At 42.2% G+C, this 21403-nt stretch carries 19 protein-coding genes, 1 pseudogene and 1 riboswitch; of the genes and pseudogenes, 16 read left to right on the forward strand and 4 right to left on the reverse strand.

Annotation, left to right across the window (positions count from 1 at the left end; translation table 11 throughout):
- Window positions 1–77 precede the first annotated feature (77 nt).
- The 15 genes and pseudogenes from brnQ to Q8G36_RS15015 all read left to right on the forward strand — a co-directional run bounded on the left by brnQ (window position 78) and on the right by Q8G36_RS15015 (window position 17747).
- Window positions 78–1385, forward strand: a complete 1308-nt coding sequence (gene brnQ / locus Q8G36_RS14945) for a branched-chain amino acid transport system II carrier protein (protein ID WP_305161856.1) — start codon at window positions 78–80, stop codon at window positions 1383–1385.
- 118 nt (window positions 1386–1503) lie between these two features.
- A complete protein-coding gene (locus Q8G36_RS14950; protein ID WP_305161857.1) occupies window positions 1504–3120 on the forward strand; it encodes an amidohydrolase in 1617 nt (538 codons plus the stop codon).
- A 1004-nt stretch (window positions 3121–4124) separates the two neighbouring features.
- On the forward strand, window positions 4125–4796 hold the full coding sequence (locus Q8G36_RS14955) for a DUF975 family protein (protein WP_305161859.1): 672 nt from the start codon (window positions 4125–4127) through the stop codon (window positions 4794–4796).
- A 129-nt stretch (window positions 4797–4925) separates the two neighbouring features.
- Window positions 4926–5105, forward strand: coding sequence for a DUF4083 domain-containing protein (locus tag Q8G36_RS14960; protein ID WP_305161860.1), 180 nt, complete (start codon window positions 4926–4928; stop codon window positions 5103–5105).
- Between the two features lie 153 nt (window positions 5106–5258).
- Window positions 5259–6496, forward strand: a pseudogene (locus Q8G36_RS14965) (cytochrome P450).
- Between the two features lie 322 nt (window positions 6497–6818).
- Window positions 6819–7469 carry a phosphatase PAP2 family protein gene (locus tag Q8G36_RS14970; RefSeq protein WP_305161861.1) on the forward strand — a complete coding sequence of 217 codons (651 nt, stop codon included), beginning with the start codon at window positions 6819–6821 and terminating at the stop codon, window positions 7467–7469.
- An 83-nt stretch (window positions 7470–7552) separates the two neighbouring features.
- Window positions 7553–8164 (forward strand): DedA family protein, encoded by a 612-nt coding sequence (locus tag Q8G36_RS14975; RefSeq protein ID WP_137023866.1) that lies wholly within the window; start codon window positions 7553–7555, stop codon window positions 8162–8164.
- A gap of 180 nt (window positions 8165–8344) precedes the next feature.
- On the forward strand, window positions 8345–9982 hold the full coding sequence (locus tag Q8G36_RS14980; protein ID WP_305161863.1) for a spore germination protein: 1638 nt from the start codon (window positions 8345–8347) through the stop codon (window positions 9980–9982).
- Window positions 9972–11198 carry a Ger(x)C family spore germination protein gene (locus Q8G36_RS14985; protein ID WP_305161864.1) on the forward strand — a complete coding sequence of 409 codons (1227 nt, stop codon included), beginning with the start codon at window positions 9972–9974 and terminating at the stop codon, window positions 11196–11198. The genes Q8G36_RS14980 and Q8G36_RS14985 overlap by 11 nt, the downstream gene beginning before the upstream one ends.
- 21 nt (window positions 11199–11219) lie before the next feature.
- Window positions 11220–12338 (forward strand): GerAB/ArcD/ProY family transporter, encoded by a 1119-nt coding sequence (locus tag Q8G36_RS14990; RefSeq protein ID WP_305161865.1) that lies wholly within the window; start codon window positions 11220–11222, stop codon window positions 12336–12338.
- Window positions 12339–12357: 19 nt separating this feature from the next.
- Window positions 12358–12588 carry a hypothetical protein gene (locus Q8G36_RS14995; protein WP_305161867.1) on the forward strand — a complete coding sequence of 77 codons (231 nt, stop codon included), beginning with the start codon at window positions 12358–12360 and terminating at the stop codon, window positions 12586–12588.
- A 169-nt stretch (window positions 12589–12757) separates the two neighbouring features.
- Window positions 12758–15955 (forward strand): DEAD/DEAH box helicase, encoded by a 3198-nt coding sequence (locus Q8G36_RS15000; RefSeq protein WP_305161868.1) that lies wholly within the window; start codon window positions 12758–12760, stop codon window positions 15953–15955.
- A gap of 208 nt (window positions 15956–16163) precedes the next feature.
- Window positions 16164–16646, forward strand: coding sequence for a DUF2975 domain-containing protein (locus Q8G36_RS15005; protein WP_305161869.1), 483 nt, complete (start codon window positions 16164–16166; stop codon window positions 16644–16646).
- A gap of 10 nt (window positions 16647–16656) precedes the next feature.
- Entirely contained in the window at window positions 16657–16875 is a 219-nt protein-coding gene (locus tag Q8G36_RS15010; protein ID WP_305161870.1) for a helix-turn-helix domain-containing protein, read from the forward strand.
- Window positions 16876–16955: 80 nt separating this feature from the next.
- Window positions 16956–17747, forward strand: a complete 792-nt coding sequence (locus Q8G36_RS15015; RefSeq protein ID WP_305161913.1) for a DUF817 domain-containing protein — start codon at window positions 16956–16958, stop codon at window positions 17745–17747.
- A 214-nt stretch (window positions 17748–17961) separates the two neighbouring features.
- On the opposite strand, the gene Q8G36_RS15020 is transcribed toward Q8G36_RS15015, so the two are convergent.
- The 3 genes from Q8G36_RS15020 to Q8G36_RS15030 all read right to left on the reverse strand — a co-directional run bounded on the left by Q8G36_RS15020 (window position 17962) and on the right by Q8G36_RS15030 (window position 20060).
- A complete protein-coding gene (locus tag Q8G36_RS15020; protein WP_305161871.1) occupies window positions 17962–18276 on the reverse strand; it encodes a DMT family transporter in 315 nt (104 codons plus the stop codon).
- Window positions 18276–18617 carry a DMT family transporter gene (locus Q8G36_RS15025; RefSeq protein ID WP_305161873.1) on the reverse strand — a complete coding sequence of 114 codons (342 nt, stop codon included), beginning with the start codon at window positions 18615–18617 and terminating at the stop codon, window positions 18276–18278. Before Q8G36_RS15025 ends, Q8G36_RS15020 begins: the two co-directional genes overlap by 1 nt.
- Before the next feature lie 72 nt (window positions 18618–18689).
- Window positions 18690–18789: riboswitch (guanidine-I (ykkC/yxkD leader) on the reverse strand.
- Window positions 18790–19088: 299 nt separating this feature from the next.
- Entirely contained in the window at window positions 19089–20060 is a 972-nt protein-coding gene (locus tag Q8G36_RS15030; protein ID WP_305161874.1) for a DMT family transporter, read from the reverse strand.
- 503 nt (window positions 20061–20563) lie between these two features.
- Here Q8G36_RS15030 and Q8G36_RS15035 point away from each other — a divergent pair.
- Window positions 20564–20848: an AbrB/MazE/SpoVT family DNA-binding domain-containing protein gene (locus tag Q8G36_RS15035; protein WP_053536026.1), complete on the forward strand. Its 285-nt coding sequence runs from the start codon at window positions 20564–20566 to the stop codon at window positions 20846–20848.
- A 60-nt stretch (window positions 20849–20908) separates the two neighbouring features.
- Here the strand turns inward: Q8G36_RS15035 and Q8G36_RS15040 are convergent, their stop codons facing one another.
- A complete protein-coding gene (locus tag Q8G36_RS15040) occupies window positions 20909–21346 on the reverse strand; it encodes a GNAT family N-acetyltransferase (protein ID WP_305161875.1) in 438 nt (145 codons plus the stop codon).
- Window positions 21347–21403: the final 57 nt, after the last annotated feature.

Consider the following 21403-nt stretch of genomic DNA (forward strand, 5'->3'; position numbering starts at 1 on the left):
CGGAATTTGCTTACATAAGTGATAGGCGTATTAAAAGATGGTTTCTTTGAGTGATAAAAAAAAATAGAGGTGAATGGATGAATACAAACAAGATAGTACGTGACAGCCTTATTTTTGGTTTTGCTTTATTTGCCGTATTTTTTGGGGCTGGCAACCTGATTTTCCCTCCGTCGATCGGACTTGCATCAGGGTCCGATTGGCTTCCGGCGCTAGTGGGCTTCATTCTTACGGGAATCGTACTCCCTATAATGGGAGTTGTGGCGGTCCTGAATTCAAAAGGGAAATTTGAAGAACTGACAAGGCCGATCAGCCCCTGGTTTTATAAGGTATTCAATCTGGTCGTCATGATAGGGATTGCGATGCTCGTCACTGTACCCAGGACGGCCGCTACGACCCATGAGATGGGAGTTCATACATTATTCCCGAATGTACCATCTTTCGTGACGATGCTCGTTTTCTTTGGAATGAATTTTTATTTTGCAAGCGATCGATCCAATCTCATTGATAAAGTCGGACAAGTGCTAACGCCTGCTCTGTTCGCCATTCTTCTTTTTATCGTCATCAAAGGCACATTCGATCCATTGGGGGCGCCTGTAAATACGGACATTCAAAATCCATTTGGCCACTCCTTTTTTAGTGCTTATCAGACGGGTGATGTGTTCACGGGCCTTCTTTGTGCCTCGGTTTTCATTGGCTCGATTGCAGCAAAAGGATATGCGGATCCTTCCAAAATGAAGAAAGTGGTCATGAATGGAATCATAGTGGCTGGTTTGGGATTGCTCATCATATACGGAGGGCTTCTATATATCGGTGCTACAGGAACCGGGTTATTCCCTTATGACATGGAGAGTGCGCAGCTGGTGACGGGCTTGGTTTATAATCTGCTTGGGGATTACGGCACCATTGCATTGGCTATAGCGGTTTCATTAGCTTGCCTTACCACCTCAATTGGAATAACTGCTTCGATAGCAGACTTCCTTAGCGGATTGACGAAACAAAAGGTGAGTTACCGCAATTGGGTAATCGTCGTTTGTGCCACTGGAGTGTTGATGGGGCTAATGGGTGTCGAAAAGATCATCGACTACTCCGTACCGTTATTCATGGGAATTTACCCTGTTTCGATTGTGATTGTCTTACTTGGCGTTTTCCGCAGATACATCCCAAACGCGGGAGCCTATAAGGGGTCGGTCCTGGCCACTTTCATCATCAGTTTATGCGAAACACTGGAAAGCATCGGTATCCATTTGGGTTTCATGAATGATTTCATTACCATCATTCCATTCAGTTCGTATGGGTTTGCGTGGCTTATTCCAGCAGTACTGGGATTCGTGGCGGGAACGTTCATTCACGGAAAACAGGCTCAGGAAATTCCTTCAAGCCCATGAATGGCGAAAACCATTCATCTTAAATGTTGTGAAACGGCATAAGGTTTAAATATGGAAGGATGAAGTGAAGTTTGCACTTTCATTATGTTTGATTTTACTTATTAAGGAGAGGGAAAGTATGAATGCGAATAAACGAAATATGAATTTTATTTATATAAATGGGAAAATATTTACAGCGAACCCGGAACAACCTTATGCGAGTGCCATGGTTGTTCGTAATGGGCGCATAGAGTGGGTTGGAGAACAGTCGGAGACAGATGGAATGAATGGAGAACGGATTGATCTTCTGGGGCGGCGGGTGCTTCCCGGACTAATTGATGCACATCTGCATCCGCTATTTTTAGCAAAGGCAACCAAGCAAATTCCATGTATGCCCCCTGTCGTTGATTCGATTGAGGATTTGATCAAGGCCGTTCGTGAACAGTGTAATTCCCGAAATTCACGGGATTGGATTGAAAGCTGGGGATATGATGAAGGGAAATTGACGGAAGGACGGTCCCCTTCACGCTACGATTTGGATAGGGCGACGACGGAAGTCCCAGTTGTCATAACCCGGACCTGCGGCCATATTATCGTCGTGAACAGCAAGGCATTGGAATTGGCGGGGATCACGAAGGACACGCCAAATCCAGCAGGGGGGGAGATTGACAGGGATTCAGAAGGGGAGCCGACTGGGATATTACGGGAAAATGCAAAAGAACTGGTCAATAAAGTGATGCCGCATCAAACATTCGAAGAAGAAACAGATACTCTTGCCGAACTGAGTCCCAAATTATTATCACATGGGATTACTGCAATCACTGAACTCCTGGCAAGGACCCAGCCGATCGATTACTTGGATATGTATAGGGCAGCAAGTGAAAAGGGCCTAAAGCAACGTACAGTTTTATACTATATTTGGGAAGATATGAAGAATGATATGATCCTCGATAAGGGTAAAACAAACAGAGAAAGCCAGAATCATATAGGCGGGGTTAAGTTATTCTCGGATGGCAGCGTGTCGGGTCAAACGGCTTGGGTCGATCCGCCATTTTTAGGAGAAGAAAAGAATCATGGCATACAGATGACATCAGAGGCAGAATTGTTAAGTGCAGCAGAGGCAGCCAGGAAAAACAATATTCAATTGGTGATACATGCAATGGGGGAGCAAGCGATCGATATGATCGTGAATACCTTTTATGGAAAAGCGGGATGGATCGAGGATGGGCCATCGATAAGGATCGAACATGCAGCCATGCCTACAATGCAAGCTCTTCAGCGTGCAGCTGAAACGGGTATCGCTTTTGTTCCCCAGCCAATCTTCTTATATGCCGAAATCGAAAGCTACCTTAATAATTTGGGTGCAGAACGTTTGACGCGAACCTACCCCATCCAATCCATGTTGGAAGCAGGCATTAAACTGGCATTCTCTTCCGATGCACCTGCAACGGCATGGGTCGATCCGGTCAATCCGTTCGTTGGAATCAAGGCAGCCGTCACACGAATAGCCTATGACGGTACGGACACCGGTCAGGATCAGCGTGTAGATGTGCCTACCGCGATTACACTCTACACGCGGGCCGCTCAGGAGATAACGAGAATCCCGGATGTCGGGCAGCTCACTCCGGGCTATCATGCAGACTTTATTGTGCTTGACCAAGATATTTTGGCGATCAGACCGGAGGAAATCGATAGGGTTACAGTGGAAGAAACCTATATGGGCGGTTCTTTGGTTTATCAAAAGAAACGACGATAACTAAATAGAAGAAAGAGGGACGAAAAGGGGGAAGATTTACTTTTCGTCCCTTTCACTTTCTTGGCGGATGAAAGGAACCTTCCTTCAATAGTAAAAAAAGTTTTACGCTAGATGGTAAAAGTTTTTACACTTCCATGCGAGGAAGCCTTGGAATCGATGTTACCGTTTAAATGTATAAGTCGCAAAGGGTTTGCTGAAATTTTATTTTTCAAGGAGCGGGAAGTTAGATTTGCGGAAAATTAATAATTGGCACACAACTTGCTGATTTACTGGATAGATAGATCTTATAGTTCATATTTGAGGAGGAAATGGTCATGGAAAGTCCCCCCAGAGGACTCCCTCTTCAAGCGTGGGAAGGGCGAGAGCTCAACGGTAAGGGGGAAATCGAGATATTAACGCAGGACTCAATCTAATGAATGAAGCCATAAGGCTTCTAACCGTAGGAACTACGGGGTTAGCCTAATTAAAAATTGGCCGATAGGCTAATGTTCTTAGGAATCCCACACTTCAATCAGATCGTAAGGTCGATAAGTGGTGGGTAGTTCAACCATGCTGTTCGTAAGATTTTGGGATAGAATTAAATGAGTGGCCAGGTCTATCTGGGAGAAGGAAAATGGAACTAGATTAACGAAATGACTGTTAACCAAGATAAATACAAGCGCCTTCGCTGACCGTACGCCTTAACAGGGGATGGTCTCGCGAAGTATTTTTGATTTGGGAAGGAATATTGTCATATTCCCTTTCATAAACTGTTATGAACAAACAAGCCAATAGACCAAGGCCCAGAAAGGGGTTGATCATGGCTGCTCGAAACCGGTTAAACGCCTGACTCTATCCGTGTGTGCTTTCTAGGAATTTAAGCCCACGACTAGAAATCGTATGTTAAAATACAACGGAAGATTTAGACATCAAATAAATAGTGGTTTTTCTGATGTATCTATATTTACAATAAAAAAGAAACACTCAGAATTCCGCCATTTAAAAAAGGGGAGTTAAATCAGAGTATGAGAATCTCAGAATTAAAAAGGAAAGCCCTTCAGTCGCTGGGAGGTAAATGGGGAGTTACTGTTTCGCTTATGTTGCTGTTGTTCTTGATCAACCTCATTTTCCCTTTAATTGTCGAAGTGATCGGGAGCGGCGGGTTTTCACAATGGCTCATGCAGGAAGAAACACCGTTATGGTCTGATATCTTCAGCCTGGTCTTTACCCTTGCCTTAATCCCGCTTACCATTTCAACCACTTGGTTCTACTTGAATTTGGTTAGGGAAGGAAACCCTGATATTCCAGAAGTATTCGCTATCTATAAAGATGGAAAAACCTCTTTCAAGCTTATTGGCGCATCCATCTTACAAGCAATTTTCATTTTTTTATGGTCATTATTATTAATCATTCCGGGTATCATAAAAGGCATCGCCTATTCGCAGCTGTTTTTCTTATTGAAGGATCATCCTGAATATACGGTGCTTGAAGCCATTACAGAAAGCAGAAAAAGAATGATGGGCTTGAAATGGAAGTATTTCCTTATGCACCTAAGCTTCATCGGGTGGGGCATCCTTTGCATGTTCACGCTGGGAATTGGTTTATTATGGTTGATTCCTTATTGTGGAACAACAATGGCTGCATTTTATAACGAATTAATTGTGCCTCAAGAAGATATTGACGATCAACAAATATAGGGATAAAAGATCAACCGATAGCAAATGGCTATCGGTTTTTTATTCCCGTTTCCCCTTAAAAAGGTTAAATTGTTCATTTTGCCTGGTGTATAATAGAATACTGAGAATGCCATTTAGGGGGATTACATAGTGAGTGGTTTTAATATTGCGGATCTGATATACCAATTGTTTTGCCTTGTATTTCTAATCCTGATCATCGTTGGGGCCATATCCCTTTTCCGTTCCATCAAGCACCGTAAAACCAGATTGGATATCATGGAAAAGAAAATGGATGATTTGCATGAACTGATTAAAAGGGGCAAAAATTGACGGCTACAGTGCAGCCGTTCAGACTGCAGGCAAACTCGAGTTTGCCTGCAGTTTTTTTTTTGGACAACGTTCCAGCTTGATTTCAGAAATGATGGAGAATGTGAACATCCGATCCTTTTGTTAGGTAACTTTTGAGAAGTGGGAGGAGTCGGTATCATGAAAGAAGTTATTGCAGTAAAAGAAATTACTAGGTTTAAAACTCGGACGGAGGAATTTAGTCCGTACGCTTGGTGTAAACGGATGTTAGAAAATGACCCCGTGAGTTATCATGAAGGAACAGATACGTGGAATGTTTTTAAATATGAAGATGTGAAGCGGGTTCTCAGTGATTATAAACATTTTTCGAGTGTTCGGAAACGGACTACCATATCGGTTGGAACGGATAGTGATGAAGGTTCTGTGCCTGATAAGATCAAAATCACTGAAGCCGATCCACCTGAGCATAGAAAACGCCGTTCACTGCTGGCCGCAGCATTCACACCCAGAAGTCTTCAAAACTGGGAACCTCGCATTCAGGAAATTGCAGATGAATTGATTGGACAAATGGATGAGGAAACGGAAATCGATATTGTGCAATCATTGGCGAGCCCGCTTCCGATCATTGTCATGTCGGATTTGATGGGCGTTCCCTCGAAAGATCGTTTATTGTTTAAGAAATGGGTGGATATCTTATTCCTTCCTTTTGATAAAGAAAAACAAGAAGAAGTAAATGAATTGAAGCAAGTGGCAGCAAAAGAATACTATCAGTATTTGTATCCGATTGTTGTGCAAAAACGGTTAAACCCGGCAGATGATATCATATCAGATCTATTGAAGTCAGAAGTGGATGGGGAAATGTTTACGGATGATGAGCTTGTCAGGACTACCATGCTTTTTTAGGAGCGGGGGTCGAGACAACAAGTCATTTACTGGCCAACAGCTTTTATTCCCTGCTATATGATGACAATGAAGTTTATAAAGAGTTACATGAAAACCTGGATTTGGTTCCGCAGGCTGTCGAAGAAATGCTCCGTTTCCGATTCAATCTTATTAAATTGGATCGCACCGTAAAGGAAGATAACAATCTATTGGGAGTGGAATTGAAAGAAGGGGATAACGTGGTTGTTTGGATGAGTGCAGCCAATTTGGATGAAGAGATGTTTGAAGACGCCTTCACCCTTAATATCCACCGCCCTAATAATAAGAAACATCTAACATTCGGTAATGGCCCCCATTTCTGCCTGGGAGCGCCGCTAGCCAGACTGGAAGCAAAGATTGCTCTTACTGCCTTCCTGAAGAAATTTAAGCATATTGAAGCGGTGCCATCGTTCCAGTTAGAAGAGAATCTTACCGATGCTGCGACCGGGCAAACTTTGACATCACTGCCGCTTAAGGCATTCCGTACAGTTTGAAAAATGAAAAAACCTTGTGCATTAACCTGCATAAGGTTTTTTTCGTTTTAGCAGGGACGCATGGATACATGTTGAATGGTATACGTTAAATATGTTCCTGCCACTCTCTGAACCCGTTCGACAGGAAATCTATAGTAACCCGAAGTTGAGGTGACAATGACGAATAGAGTAGTATGATAAAGTAGCAAATTTTGTGCCCAGGCATGTTCCCCGAATTAGGTTGGCGGGCGATGAAGCAATTACATTAACCATGCAATGAAGAAGATATGATAAAATAGAAATTTCCATATGAAACGGTTTTAAAAAGTGAAAGGATGTTATTATGAAATTAAAGCAGCAATTAACCATTGCCTTTATAGTAAGTGTACTTTCTTTAATCGGGTTCAGTTTCATGGCATTTACCATAAGTGCAAATGAATACCTGAAATTTGATGAAGATGTGATTTCCTTGGTGCAGGGGTGGGAGTCGCCTCTTCTGACTGACATCATGAAGTTCTTTACCTACATAGGTTCAACCGCTTCCCTGATCATCCTTTCCTTGGTCATTTTGTTTTTCTTATATAGGGTTTTGAAGCATCGTTTGGAATTAGTCCTATTCACTGCAGTCATGGTTGGTTCACCTCTTCTCAATTTGATGGTTAAGCTATTGTTTCAACGCGCCCGGCCCGATTTACATCGACTCATCGAAATAGGTGGGTACAGTTTCCCTAGTGGACATGCCATGAATGCATTTTCTTTATACGGTATCCTCACGTTTCTGCTATGGCGTCACATTAGTGCTAGGTGGGCAAGGATTCTATTGATTCTGTTCAGCATGATGATGATTCTCTCGATAGGAATAAGCCGAATATATTTAGGGGTCCATTATCCTAGTGATATCATTGCCGGATATTTGGCGAGTGGTTGTTGGATTGCGATTTCCATTTGGTTTTTCCAAAGGTATCAGGACCGGCGGAAGAACAAAGATCTTTAATAAAGGGAGCAAGATTATTGCAAGATAAGCAGCCGGCGGGTAACAAGTCAGCTGTTGATTCAAGAAAGTTAGGAGCGTATTAAATGGAAAACTGGATTACGGAATTCATGAATGATTTTGGGTATATAGGAATCTTTCTATTAATAGCATTGGAAAATATTTTCCCGCCAATCCCGTCAGAGGTCATTCTTACTTTTGGCGGCTACATGACAACAAAAGCGGATATGACAATTATCGGCGTCGTGATTGCTGCGACTATAGGGTCAGTGGCAGGGGCAGTCGTCCTTTATGGAATTGGTTTACTTCTTGATGTGAAGGTCATTGAAAAGTTCGTGGAAAGATGGGGCCATATTCTTCGGTTAACGGTATCGGACGTCCATAAGGCGAATTCATGGTTTGACAAGTACGGGGCATGGACCGTGTTTTTCTGCAGGTTGGTTCCGCTGATCAGAAGCTTGATCTCAATTCCTGCAGGCATGTCCCATATGAGCTTTTGGCTCTTTCTGCTTTACACAACATCCGGAACTTTAATTTGGAATATCATCTTAGTGAATATCGGGGCAGCTGTTGGATCTTCGTGGGAAGATATTGTAGGGTATATGGACATTTATTCAAACATCGTTTATGCGATATTGGCTTTGTTATTGATTATTTTCGTGGTTTTGATTTTTAGAAGGAATAAAGGCAAAGTATAATTTAGAGTTTAGTTGATTGGGCCGTTATAATCGGCACTTCATTACATAACGGAAAATAACCGCCAAAGGCTGTCATTGTGACAGCCTTTTTTGTATGGAAGGAAGTAGGCTGAACTCAGAATAAAGGGGGAATGCTTTGGACAAAATGAGTGAAACGAAAAAGGAATGAGGTTCGGTGCTATGGCTTCTTTTTTCAAACAAAAGAAACAAGTGAAGCAACGTGAAAAGAAAAAGGAAGATGAGAGTCAATCCAAAAGCAAAACTCCTGATTATATTGAAAGTTCCCTTTCGGCCAATCTGGAAATCGTGAAGAAAAAGACGGGAAAAAGTCCCGACATCATTATCCGAACGTTGAAAATCGGTCAAAATCCGGAGATAAAAACAACTATTTTGTATGTGCAGGGTTTGATTGATAATCCAAGCGTTACGGACTTTTTAATTGAATCAATCATGAAAAATCCTCATCTATCGGAAAAAATACTTCCACAAGAAGCGTTGGATGTAATCTCTGAGGACGTGGTTTCCCTCGGTGGTGTAGAAACAGTCAAGGACTGGGAAAAACTATTTTTGTCATTATTATCAGGAGACAGCATCATTTTTGTTGATGGTATAAACACAGCCCTTGTTGCCAGTACAAAAGGGGGGGAACGGCGCTCGATTCAGGAACCAAGCACGCATTTGACTGTCCGTGGATCAAGGGAAGGGTTTACGGAATCGAATGGAACGAACATCGCCATGTTACGCCGGATCATCAATACCCCGGATTTATGGATAGAGTCGATGAAAATAGGCACGGTGACAAAAACGGACGTATCCATCATGTATATAAATGGAATTGTCAAAGAGGGGATCGTCGAAGAGGTCAAGAAGCGCTTAAAACGAATAAACATCGATAGCATTCTTGAATCAGGATATATCGAACAATTGATAGAAGACCAGGTCATGACCCCTTTCCCAACCCTTAATCATACAGAAAGACCGGATATGGTCGCGGGGAACCTATTGGAAGGAAGAGTGGCGATATTCGTTAATGGAACGCCTTTTGTCTTGGTGGCCCCGGCCTTATTCGTACAGTTTTTCCAATCTGTCGAAGACTACTATAATCGCTTTGACATTGCTTCTGCCACACGTTTTTTACGGATCATCGTTTTCATCATCTCGATAGTCGGGCCGGCTGTCTATGTTGCAGCCACGACTTTTCATCAGGAAATGATTCCAACGAAGTTGCTGGTCATTGTAGCGGCCCAAAGGGAAACGGTTCCTTTGCCTGCCGTCGTTGAAGCGCTTCTAATGGAAATGACCTTTGAAATATTAAGGGAAGCAAGTCTTCGGATGCCAAAGGCTGTTGGTTCGACCATGTCCATTGTCGGGGCTTTGGTCATTGGGCAGGCGGCTGTCCAGGCTGGTATCGTTTCGCCGGCTATGGTCATCATCGTCTCGATTACGGCGATTGCCAGTTTTGCAACCCCTTCTTATTCCATAGCGATTTCTGCCCGCATTGTGCGATTTGGATTCATCATTTGTGCCGGAATTTTAGGTTTTTATGGAATGATTTTAGCCTTTATCGTCCTTATTGTCCATTTATGCAGCCTGCGTTCACTTGGAGTTCCTTATATGACACCGCTCGCCCCTCTGAATCCGGAAGGGTTAGGCGACACATTCTTCAGAAGACCAATGTGGGCCTTTAAGGAAAGGCCAAAATTAGTAACCAACGAAAGTAATCTGATAAGGGAAGGCGAAAATCAAAGACCATTGCCTCCTGAATCGCGCGGAATGAAAACTTCTGACGAGAAAAAAGGTGAAGGCAATGAATCGTAAAAGATTAATTCCGCTCTTGATGATGTTGATCGCCACCACATTCACCTCAGGCTGTTGGGATAAAACAGAGTTAAACGAAATGGCCATCGTTTCGGCGGTTGGACTCGATAGAAATAAAGAAGGAAAGTTAGTGGGAACGTTCCAAATCATTAATCCAAGCAATGTAGCGGGAGCTCTTCAGGGCGGCGGCGGAACAAATCCACCGATATCCATTTATAGGGCCACCGGAAATAATGTGCTTGAACTGGATAGCATCGCTTCAACTAAAATCTCGAGAGATATGTATTTTGCCCATGCCAATCTGATTGTCATAGGTGAGGAACTAGCAAAAGAAGAGGGACTCAACGATATTTTCGATGCATTTGAGCGCTCACCGGAATTCAGGGCAACTACGAGAATCGTGATTGCCCGGGGTGTGAAAGCACGGGATATAGTTGAAGCGTTAACGGCAATCGATAAGGTATCTGCTGAGAAAGTCATTAGGACGATTGAAACCACTGAAAAAACCCAGGGGAAAAGTATTAGCATCAATCTCCAAGAAGTGATCAAGAATCTGCTTAGTACCGGAAAAGAACCGATCATAAGCGGTTTTACCGTGAAAGGAAAAACAGGTAAAGAGGATAAAATGGAGAATACCCAGTCTTCGGACATTGAGGCAATCCCTAGTGCAGCAGGGATAGGCGTTTTTAAAGATGGCAAATTGATTGACTGGCTGGATGGTGATAAGGTAATAGGATCAATGTGGGTATTGGATAGGATCGAAAATACCCATTTAAACCTTGATTGGGAGGGGAAAAAAGACGCAATCACCTATTCAGTTATTCGTCAAAAAACCAACGTCGGGGCAAAATTGGTAAACGGCAAACCGAAAATATCGATAAAGGTCCGTGCAGAGGGAGATATCCGGGAGGTGAATGTTCCTTTGAATCTAACCGATATGCATGTTCTGATAGAAATTGAAAAGAAGTTAGCGAAAGACTTGAAGAAGGAGATGGAAGATGCGATCGTTCGGGCACAAAAAAATAAATCCGATATTTTTGGCTTTGGTGAAATCATACATGAATCCCATCCTAAAGAATGGAAGAAGTTGGAGGAAAATTGGGACGATGATTCTTTTCCTAAATTGGAAGTAGATGTGCAGGTAGAAACTTTCATTCGCCGTACCGGATTACGTAATAAGCCATTTCTTTCAAATTTAAAAAAGAAAGATCAATAATGGAAAGGAAGTGGCATCCTCATGGAAAAGGCAAAAATCAGCGGTTACCAGCTGTTCGTCCTTATTTTCCTGTTTGAAATGGGCAGTGCACTTTTGGTTCCGCTTGCAGGTGAAGCCAAGCAGGCTGCTTGGCTAGTCATCCTTATTGCAATGATAGGCGGGTTTTTATTATTTTTCATTTATTATGGCCTTTTTCAATACTATCCTGAGCAGCTGTTAACGGAGTTTGTAAAACTTATATTGGGGAATTTTCTAGGCAGGATCGTAGCTTTTCTATACATCCTTTATTTCATCTATCTTTCTGCAAGGGTGCTGAGGGATTTCGGAGATACGCTGCTTACTTTTGCCTATCCTCATATTCCGTTATTTGTTGCGAACGCTGCATTCATTTTAGTCGTGGTGTATACGGTCCGTAAAGGGATAGAAGTATTGACGAGGACGGGGGAACTATTCTTTGTCTTGGAGAATTTACTTTTAATGACCTTCTTTCTTCTAATTATTGCTTCAGGCATGATCCATTTAAACAACTTAAAACCCGTTATTGAAATGAGCGGGACAGAGATGGTGAAAATGGCTTTCACTAAAACCGTATTCTTTCCATTTGGCGAGATCATAGTGTTTTTAATGATTTTTCCTTATTTAAATGAACCTCAGCGACTAAAAAAAATTGGGATATGGAGCTTGGCGACAAGCGGTATTTTTCTCGCGATAATAATGGCTGTGAATGTTGCTGTACTTGGTGTGGACCTTACGACACGTTCGCAATACCCTCTTCTTACCCTCATTCAGTCAATAGAGGTCGCTGGTTTTCTTGAACGTCTCGATGTGTACTTCTTGCTTTTGTTGATGATTGGCGGGTTCATCAAGATAAGTGTATTTACTTATGTAGCGGTAACGGGTACGGCGAATGTTTTCAATGTTAAACAGCCCTCCAGACTTGCATACCCTGTTGGCATGATCATTTTATTGATTTCGATTATTATATCAAGCAGCTATACGGAACATATCCATGAAGGGCTAGATGCCGTACCAAATTACATCCATCTGCCATTTCAGGTGATCATTCCATTGCTTCTCTTGATCATTGCCTTTTTTAAGAATCGAAAAAAAAGGAAGACAAGCACCCAAAAAAGTTCCTAAAAGGTGGAATTGATGAGAAATGAAAATCTTTGGTATTACAGTTTTGATCCTAGCCCCTTTAGTGGTCATATCTTTAGGTATGGATATTCTAATGGGATTTGATTTGGATAATTCAATCAAGCATGCCTTTAACCCATTTTTGGTGAAGGACCCCGCTGAACTTATCCTTTTTCTCATTCTTCTTGCATTCCTTGTGTTCAGCTCCTTTTATCGAAAAAAAAAGAAAGGCAACACCAAAGGACAACAATGATGGTGCAAATTCCCCTTGCTGAAATAGAGATGAACTCCGAATATGGGAGTTTGTCTTTTTGCTTTTTCCCACCCTGTAAACGCATTTCATAGTATGATGATAAAATGAGATATTTTCAGCGGAATGTAAAATCACTCAACAAAAAACCCCCCGGGAGGAGGACGGCAATTTGGATATCAAATTGAATCAAAAAATGATAAAAGACAAGTGCGGGGCCGTCTCCTTCAAAAGAGGGGAAGCTTTTCATCGTGCCAATAAAGTGACATTTGAAAGTTACCGTCCTGATGGTTGTGAGGCAACGGTTAAAGGCAAGGAAGACTTCCATGTCACGATCGAAGTGGATGCTGTCGGCGGATTTCAGACGAAATGCAGCTGTCCTACGCTAGCTTCCTTCCAAAGGGATTGCCAGCATATTGCAGCCGTTCTGCTGTCGGTTTACGACCATCAGCGGGATGGAAAGATAAATGTACCTCGTTCTGATACTTCAGCCAATAATAAGTTGTCAGAGGGCTTGCTGACCCTTTTCGATAATCAGCCTGTCCGCAAAAGCGGTCATCAGCGCCATTTTGAAAAAAGAAAGATGCTTGAAGCAGAGTTTACGTGCAAACCAGTATGGATGGGCACGGAACAATATATGTTAGGACTGGAAATGAAAATCGGTTCTTACAATGTGTCGAATATTCGGGATTTCCTGAAGCGCGTTAAAGACGGAAAGCCTGCCCAAGTGTCCCTTTCATTTATATATGACCCGGTATTGCATTGTTTTCAGAATGAAAATGATTCCGTGCTTCAGGAGCTCATTACAGTGATATCGGATGAAAAAGTCTATGTTGAAGCCCTGACGGATAAATCTGAATATACATTGGACAATCAATTATTACTTTTGCCGCCATCTTCTTTTCGAAGGCTTGTCCCCATCCTTGAAGTAGCGCCAGTGGTAAAGCTTGCCTATGGTGACCATACATTCAATGGTTTTCGTTTATCAAACGGACCGCTTCCTTTACAGTTTGACTTTACCGAAAGCGAGGGCAAAGGGTATCAACTGAATATTAAAAGGCTGCATGAGATGATCGTCATGAATGCATACACATTGGTTCTATTTGAAGGGAAATTGGTTCAGCTCGAAAATGAGGATTTCCAACGCCTTTCAGAGTTAAAGCAAATGATGGAGGATTCGGGGATGAACCAAATTCCAATCCACCATGACCAGCTGGAATTATTCCTGGACAAAGTGGTACCAGGTTTGAAAAGACTCGGTGAAGTCCATATAGCAAGGTCCATCACCGAATTGTTTTTGAAGACACCGCTGGTTGCAAAACTATACTTGGATCGAGTGAAAAACAGGCTGCTTGCGGGGCTGGAATTCCATTATGAAAATATCGTGATCAACCCTTTGGAAAAGCAGGAATCCAAGGTTATAAGGGATGTTGAGAAGGAGGCGGAGATACTAAAGCTGATGGAGGATAGCCAGTTTGCCAAGACGGACGGCGGCTATTTCTTGCATAATGAAGAGTTGGAGTATGAGTTTTTGTACCACATCGTTCCGAAACTTCAGAAGCTGGTACAAATCTATGCCACGACGGCAGTAAGAAACCGGATTTCCCGTGGAAATGCTGCACCGAGGATTAGGGTGAATATCAAAAAAGAACGTACTAATTGGCTCGAATTCAAATTTGAAATGGATGATATCCCAGATAAACAAATTCGTGAGGTCTTAGCAGCGCTTGAAGAAAAGAGGAAGTACTATCGTTTAAGGAATGGGTCGCTGCTTTCCCTTGAAACAAGGGAGTACGAGGAAATCAATCGTTTTCTGAATGCACTGCCTGTACAGGATGAAGACCTGGAGAGCACGCTGAACATGCCAATCGTAAAAGGGCTTCAGCTCCTTGATTCCGTGAATGACAGCCAGACATTCACAATGGAGGAGTCATTCCGTCAGTTTTTGGATAACATCGGGAATCCGGGCTCCTTGGAGTTCGTGGTGCCAAATAGTCTGGAACCGATTTTGCGGGAGTATCAAAAAAACGGCTACAAATGGATGAAAATACTTGCCCAATACGGTTTTGGCGGAATTCTTGCTGATGATATGGGACTGGGAAAAACACTGCAAAGCATCGCGTTCATTTTATCCGAGCTGCCTGACATCCGTGAGAAAAGGGTTCCGGCGCTTATTGTCTGCCCATCATCATTGACCTACAATTGGCTGAGCGAATTCACTAAATTCGCTCCTGATATACAAGCCGTCGTCGTTGATGGCGACAAGACGGAAAGGACGAAGCTGCTTAAGGAAGCGAAGAATGTGGATGTAGTGATCACCTCTTATCCATTGCTCCGGAAAGACATCGCGTCGTTTGAAAAGCAGGACTTCCATACGGTATTTTTCGATGAGGCACAGGCCTTTAAGAACCCAGTGACACAAACGGCACGAGCGGCCAAGAAGATAAAAGCGGCACATCGCTTCGCGTTGACTGGTACGCCCATCGAGAATTCACTAGAAGAGCTCTGGTCCCTTTTCCATGTCGTATTCCCTGAACTATTCATGGGGTTAAAGGAGTATAGCCACCTCTCAAGGAAGCAGATTTCCCGCAGGATCCGCCCATTTTTGCTGCGGAGAATGAAAGAGGACGTGCTTGGTGAACTTCCGGAAAAAATCGAGTCGCTGGAATCGATGGAACTGCTTCCTGATCAGAAAAAACTGTACGGAGCCTATCTGGCGAAGCTGCGGCATGATACGCTGAAACACCTGGACAAGGACACCCTCCGGAAAAATCGGATCAGGATCCTCGCTGGCTTGACCCGGCTTCGGCAAATATGCTGTCATCCCGCCTTGTTTGTGGACGGATATAAAGGCAGTTCAGCAAAATATGAGCAACTGATGCAAATTGTCGAGGAATCGAAGCATTCTGGAAGACGGGTGCTGATTTTCTCGCAATTTACAAAAATGCTTCAAATTATCGGCAGGGATTTGGCCATGAAAGGACAACCCTTTTTCTACCTGGATGGACATACCCCATCAAAGGAACGTGTGGAAATCTGCAATCGGTTTAATGCAGGTGAACGGGATATTTTCCTCATTTCATTGAAAGCGGGCGGTACGGGTCTCAACCTGACGGGTGCCGATACAGTCATTCTATATGACCTTTGGTGGAATCCGGCTGTTGAAGAACAAGCTGCGGACCGTGCCCATCGAATGGGACAGAAGAATGCCGTCCAGGTCATCAAACTTATTGCCCGTGGCACAATCGAAGAAAAAATGAATGAACTTCAAGAGAAAAAGAGACACCTTATTGAAGAAATCATCGACCCTGGGGACAAGTCGTCGTCTGCACTTACAGAAGAGGATATCAGGGAAATCCTGATGATATAAGGGTTCAGCTGAAGGTAATCTTAGTAATGAATTGAATAGTTCAGTTATGGAGCATTCCTGTGTAATGAGGAATGCTTCTTTTATTTTTAAAAAAGAAAAGGATATTTCGGTAACAATAATAATATAATAAAAAACAACAATGTTTTATTGTAAAACGATAAAAAATGTGTTAAATTCAAATTGATAAAAAATAAATGAGGTGCTTTTTATGAAACAAGTGTCAACGATCTTTTTGAAGATAGCCGTTATTCTTATTGGAATGCCGGTTCTTGCTTTGTGCATCTTTGTGGTGCCTGAGATTGCGAATTTTGCAGCAGAATTATATCCGGATATGACTTATTTGAAATATCTCGTTTTAATCGATTTGTATGCATCGGCGATACCTTTTTACTTTGCTCTATATCAAGCCTTTAAACTTTTAAGCTATATTGACAAGAACAAAGCTTTCTCGGAATTATCTGTAAGAGCCTTAAGGACTATAAAAAATTGTGCAATCACAATCAGCAGCTTGTATGTGGTAGGCATGCCGCTCTTTTATCTCATGGCGGAGATGGACGACGCCCCAGGCATCATAGTAATCGGATTGGTCGTCATTTTTGCTTCAATGGTGATTGCAGTCTTTGCTGCTGTCCTTCAAAGGCTTTTACAAGAAGCCATCGATATAAAATCAGAAAATGACTTAATAGTCTGAGGTGAATAACATGGCAATTATAATCAATATTGATGTAATGCTGGCTAAAAGGAAAATGAGTGTTACTGAACTTTCTGAGAGGGTTGGAATAACGATGGCTAACCTTTCCATATTGAAAAACGGCAAGGCAAAAGCGATTCGATTATCAACTTTAGAGGCGATTTGCAAGGCGTTAGAATGTCAGCCCGGAGATATTTTAGAATACCGGAATGAAGGAACCCAAGATTAAAAAAGTGGAAGAAAAAGAAAGATTTCATAAAAGGGGAGTTACTCATGAATTTAACCATTAAAAAAATGGAGGCACCAATCATGAGAGCACTAAAACAACTCGTTCGGTTTGGTTGGGAGCAGGCCCTATCATGTTTGTTTCCTGCCGTTATTTTTGCCTCTTTGGCTATTACAAAATTCATTCCGCTTCCCTTCCTGCCGCGGTATGACTGGCTGCTCATCATCTGCCTTCTGATGCAGTGGTGGATGGTGCGTTCCGGGCTTGAAACACGGGATGAACTAAAGGTAATCACATTGTTCCACCTTATTGGACTTGCTCTTGAACTTTTCAAGGTGCATATGGGCTCCTGGACTTATCCAGAGGAAGGAATTTTTAAAATCTTTGGAGTGCCTCTGTATAGCGGATTCATGTACGCAAGTGTAGCGAGTTATCTTTGCCAGGCGTGGAGGAGGTTAAAGGTTGAACTGGTCAAGTGGCCGCCGTTTTTGGTCGTTGTATCTCTTGCAGCTGCGATTTATCTGAATTTTTTCACTCACCATTATTGGATTGATGTTCGTTGGTGGTTATCTGGACTTGTCATCATCGTCTTTTGGCGGTCATGGGTCACATACGAGGTTGGTGGAACTCGATATCGTATGCAAATCGCGCTTTCTTTTGTGCTCATCGGATTTTTTATTTGGATAGCCGAAAATATCGCAACGTTCTTTGGAGCATGGGAATATCCAAACCAAACCGATGCATGGAGTCTCGTTCATCTAGGAAAGGTAAGCTCATGGCTCTTATTAGTGATTGTTAGCTTTCTTATAGTAGCGACACTAAAACAGGTTAAGGGGAAAGATTCCACTAAGATGGATGCCAGTCAATTTTTATAAAATGACTTCACGCGCGAAAAATCCTGCCTGGGCAGAAAAAATCTACTTCATTCAAGTTAGGTGAAAAGACGGCACATAATGGACATAAATATGTGTCGTCTTTGATTTTCTATGCTTTTATATACTTGATAACGTAATATCAGGATGGTGTTTGGTAATAGGGTGTCATATTCCGAGTTTCTACAGTCAAAGGTAAAATCACCTTCACTCATTCCTATGAAACAAGTTTTAATCCTACTGCTGCGCCCAGGACCATGGCTATAAAAACGACCCTTCGCCAATCTTTGGATTCCCCGTATAAGAGCATCCCGATAATCGTTCCTCCTGATGCGCCGATCCCTGTCCAGATAGCATAAGCCGTCCCCATCGGCAAGGTTTGCATGGCATAAGCAAGAAATAGGAAACTTGCTCCAAATCCGATCAATAACAGCAGCAAGGATTGCCAATTACGGTCTTTGTGCAATTTATTTATCATCGCAACCCCAAACATTTCAAATAGCCCCGCTAGGATTAAAGAGACCCAAGCCATTAAGATACATCCCCTTTCTCAGCCTTATCATCAGTCACTAGCTTCAAGCCGATCACCCCTGATAATAAGAGGAGGATCAATAGCGTTTTGCTCAACTTGAAGGATTCCCCAAAGAAAATGATTTCGGAAAAAACGGTCCCGGCCGTACCCATACCGACAAACACGGCATATACCGTTCCGACAGGGAGCTTCCTGCCAGCCATTATCATCATATAAAAACTGATGATGATCGAAATGACGGTTCCAGACCAAGTCCAAAAGTCATCTGCATGTTTTAAGCCAATCACCCAAAATACTTCAAAAAAAGCTGCAATGAATACTTTAATCCAGTTTGTGCTCATGAAATAGCGCACCTCCGATTTTATTCTTATAAAAAACAAAAAAAGCCCAAGAGATAACCGTCGTTAAACAGTTTCTCCCAGGCTTTTATCCTTCCGTGACACAGCATGCTGTGAGTTTTCTCTCGGACCAGACCAGCATCAGACGCACTGCGGAACCCTAGAAAACCTTTGACATATGCAATTACCTTTCATTATACATACTTTTTGAACTTACTCAAGGTAAAAGTTTTGTCAAAGGCATGCCCATATTAGCCTAATATCCGCATATGTCCCGTAACGTTTGCAGCTGGTTGACCCAAGGGTTATCTATTGCGCAAAGTTTAATGAAAAAAATGAATGGTGAGCTTTTTGCCACACTAAAAAATCATCAATTTACCATGACCTGTCAATGGAAAAAACGAACGTAGTCAGTTTCTGTTTTCAGGTCAAAAAAGCCCCGAAATCTTATCCGAGGCTTTTTTGACTTGCTATTTAGGCACTCACTGTCCGCTTCCGGGATGGGCCTTCTTTTTTATGTGATACATAGCTATGCAGGATCATTCCTATGATGACGATAAAGATGCCGAACCAAGATAACGGAGAAGGAATCGGTAAAGATAGGAATAGTAATTCGCCAGCCAGGGCAAAAAGGACCTCCATCGATTGGGTAGCTTCAACTGAAGCTAATTTCTGCATATTTCCGCGTACCAAATCGGTCGCTTTGAAAAAAAGGACCGTGGCAATGACACCTGAAAATAGTGCGACCAAAAGGGATTGGAAACTCTGCATCTTCGTCGGCGCCCCTACTGTAAAGAAACCGTACAATGAAAGCAGGAACCAGAATGGCAAACTAGCCAAAGTCATTCCCAATACACGCTGGTAAGCATCCAAACGTCCTTCGGATACTTCCATCATTTTGCGATTTCCCAAAGGATATGCAAACGAGGCGATGACGATTGGAATCACTCCCAACCAAAGATTGGCCATAGAAATATGCTTGGTGTGTTCCAGTTGCATCAGGATGATTCCAAGCAGGATGATCATGGACATGAGGAGACCTTTCACAGAAACCTTTCCTCTTTGCCTTTCGAGCCCATCTTTCGTTTGGACATTTTCAAAAAACAGCGGCGCAAGTAATGCACCCGAAATGATCGTGATTTGCCAAGTGCCGGCGATCAGCCAGCCAGGTGAGTAGGCGGATGCAAAACATAAAGGAGCATAAAATAACCCAAAACCGACAAAACTCCAAAGCAGCCAAGGACCCGGCTTTTCTCTCATCACTCGTAAAAGGGGACGCAGATTTTTTCTGCTTAATACGATACAAAACAGAAAAGGCACCATAAAGAAATAACGCAGCGAAGCACTCCATATCCAACTGCCGCCAGACAACTCCATGGCCTGATTCAAAACAAACGTAAATGCAAAAAAGAAAGCAGAACAAATACCTAATATAATCGGACGCAATTGACTCACCTCAATCTGTTTTATGAGTCAGTAAGACTCTGGAAGGATGGCAATCATTTCGGCTTTCTGGAAGATTTATCAGAAATATCCACTATGTCAAAAGCGGAATGAATTTTCGGAATATTATAAGCGATCAATTTAAATTGTCCTTCAAAAGCAAAAGAAAATCAACAAGATTCTTTTAGGCTAGTGAAATTCATTCTTCATGATTCGACATGGAATGCGAAAGAATGGCTGTTTAAATTATATGAAGGCGTTTCCATTTCGATATTTTAATTAACAAAATATACCAACAAAACGAGCGAGAAACGTTGGTACGACGCAGGTTATGAAGGAATTACTAATATTTTATATAAAAATCATATAGAGGCAGATAATATACGAAGATACGAGAATTGACGAATATGGTAGGTAGTGGTATCTTTATAGAAGTGCAAATAATGTCGAATGGTGACGAAATGTATAGATGCAACATTCGCAAGAAAGTTAGTGGGGTAAATTAAATGAAATCTACAGGTATTGTACGTAAAGTTGACGAATTAGGGCGGGTAGTCATTCCAATTGAACTGCGCCGAACATTAGGAATTAATGAGAAAGACGCTCTGGAGATTTATGTAGAACAAGAGCGCATCATCCTTCAAAAATATAAACCAAACATGACTTGTCAGGTTACAGGTGAAGTTTCCGATGACAATATGAAACTTGCTGACGGTAAATTAATACTTAGCCCTGAAGGTGCCGAACTTCTAATTAAAGAAATTCAAGCCAGCATGGAAACTGCTAAATAATTAATATACTAGATAAATAGCATTCAAGTGTAGGGAAGGTTTTCCCTACACTTTTTTTTATTAAATAGTGAAATAATAAAAGTGATTCGATTCACGTACGAAACCAATTTTTTCATAAAGATTCTGTGCTTTTACATTATCCTTGCCTGTCTCCAGTGAAACCCCTTTGGTCCCTGTTTCGCGTGCAAAAGTGATGGCCGCGTTCAATAACTCCTCGCCAAATCCCTTTTTGCGGGCGGACTCCTTCACGAATAAATCATTCAATACCCATGACCGCATCATACTCACAGATGAAAAAGAAGGATATAATTGTACAAAACCAATTGGATTTCCTTCATCAAAGGCCATAAAAACCACAGACTCCCCATTTGTCAGCCTTTCTCTTAAAAACTCCCTTGCACGACCAGGATCAGATGCTTGCTCATAAAACACTCTGTATAAATCAAAAAGTTCCGCCAGTGATTCTAGCTCATGTAATGTAGCCTTCTGTATGCTCATGAATGGTCCCCCCAAATGTTAGAATACTCCCAATTTACCATTAATTATGCTATTCGA

The organism is Peribacillus frigoritolerans, assembly GCF_030676415.1.
In the GTDB taxonomy this organism is placed as follows: domain Bacteria; phylum Bacillota; class Bacilli; order Bacillales; family DSM-1321; genus Peribacillus; species Peribacillus frigoritolerans_A.

What these genes read in the sequence shown, in the direction of transcription:
- brnQ (WP_305161856.1), top strand. Translation starts at nt 78, where the DNA reads ATGAATACAAACAAGATAGTACGTGACAGCCTTATTTTTGGTTTTGCT.
- Q8G36_RS14950 (WP_305161857.1), top strand. Translation starts at nt 1,504, where the DNA reads ATGAATGCGAATAAACGAAATATGAATTTTATTTATATAAATGGGAAA.
- Q8G36_RS14955 (WP_305161859.1), top strand. Translation starts at nt 4,125, where the DNA reads ATGAGAATCTCAGAATTAAAAAGGAAAGCCCTTCAGTCGCTGGGAGGT.
- Q8G36_RS14970 (WP_305161861.1), top strand. Translation starts at nt 6,819, where the DNA reads ATGAAATTAAAGCAGCAATTAACCATTGCCTTTATAGTAAGTGTACTT.
- Q8G36_RS14975 (WP_137023866.1), top strand. Translation starts at nt 7,553, where the DNA reads ATGGAAAACTGGATTACGGAATTCATGAATGATTTTGGGTATATAGGA.
- Q8G36_RS14980 (WP_305161863.1), top strand. Translation starts at nt 8,345, where the DNA reads ATGGCTTCTTTTTTCAAACAAAAGAAACAAGTGAAGCAACGTGAAAAG.
- Q8G36_RS14985 (WP_305161864.1), top strand. Translation starts at nt 9,972, where the DNA reads ATGAATCGTAAAAGATTAATTCCGCTCTTGATGATGTTGATCGCCACC.
- Q8G36_RS14990 (WP_305161865.1), top strand. Translation starts at nt 11,220, where the DNA reads ATGGAAAAGGCAAAAATCAGCGGTTACCAGCTGTTCGTCCTTATTTTC.
- Q8G36_RS14995 (WP_305161867.1), top strand. Translation starts at nt 12,358, where the DNA reads ATGAAAATCTTTGGTATTACAGTTTTGATCCTAGCCCCTTTAGTGGTC.
- Q8G36_RS15005 (WP_305161869.1), top strand. Translation starts at nt 16,164, where the DNA reads ATGAAACAAGTGTCAACGATCTTTTTGAAGATAGCCGTTATTCTTATT.
- Q8G36_RS15010 (WP_305161870.1), top strand. Translation starts at nt 16,657, where the DNA reads ATGGCAATTATAATCAATATTGATGTAATGCTGGCTAAAAGGAAAATG.
- Q8G36_RS15015 (WP_305161913.1), top strand. Translation starts at nt 16,956, where the DNA reads ATGAGAGCACTAAAACAACTCGTTCGGTTTGGTTGGGAGCAGGCCCTA.
- Q8G36_RS15020 (WP_305161871.1), bottom strand. Translation starts at nt 18,276, where the DNA reads ATGGCTTGGGTCTCTTTAATCCTAGCGGGGCTATTTGAAATGTTTGGG.
- Q8G36_RS15025 (WP_305161873.1), bottom strand. Translation starts at nt 18,617, where the DNA reads ATGAGCACAAACTGGATTAAAGTATTCATTGCAGCTTTTTTTGAAGTA.
- Q8G36_RS15035 (WP_053536026.1), top strand. Translation starts at nt 20,564, where the DNA reads ATGAAATCTACAGGTATTGTACGTAAAGTTGACGAATTAGGGCGGGTA.
- Q8G36_RS15040 (WP_305161875.1), bottom strand. Translation starts at nt 21,346, where the DNA reads ATGAGCATACAGAAGGCTACATTACATGAGCTAGAATCACTGGCGGAA.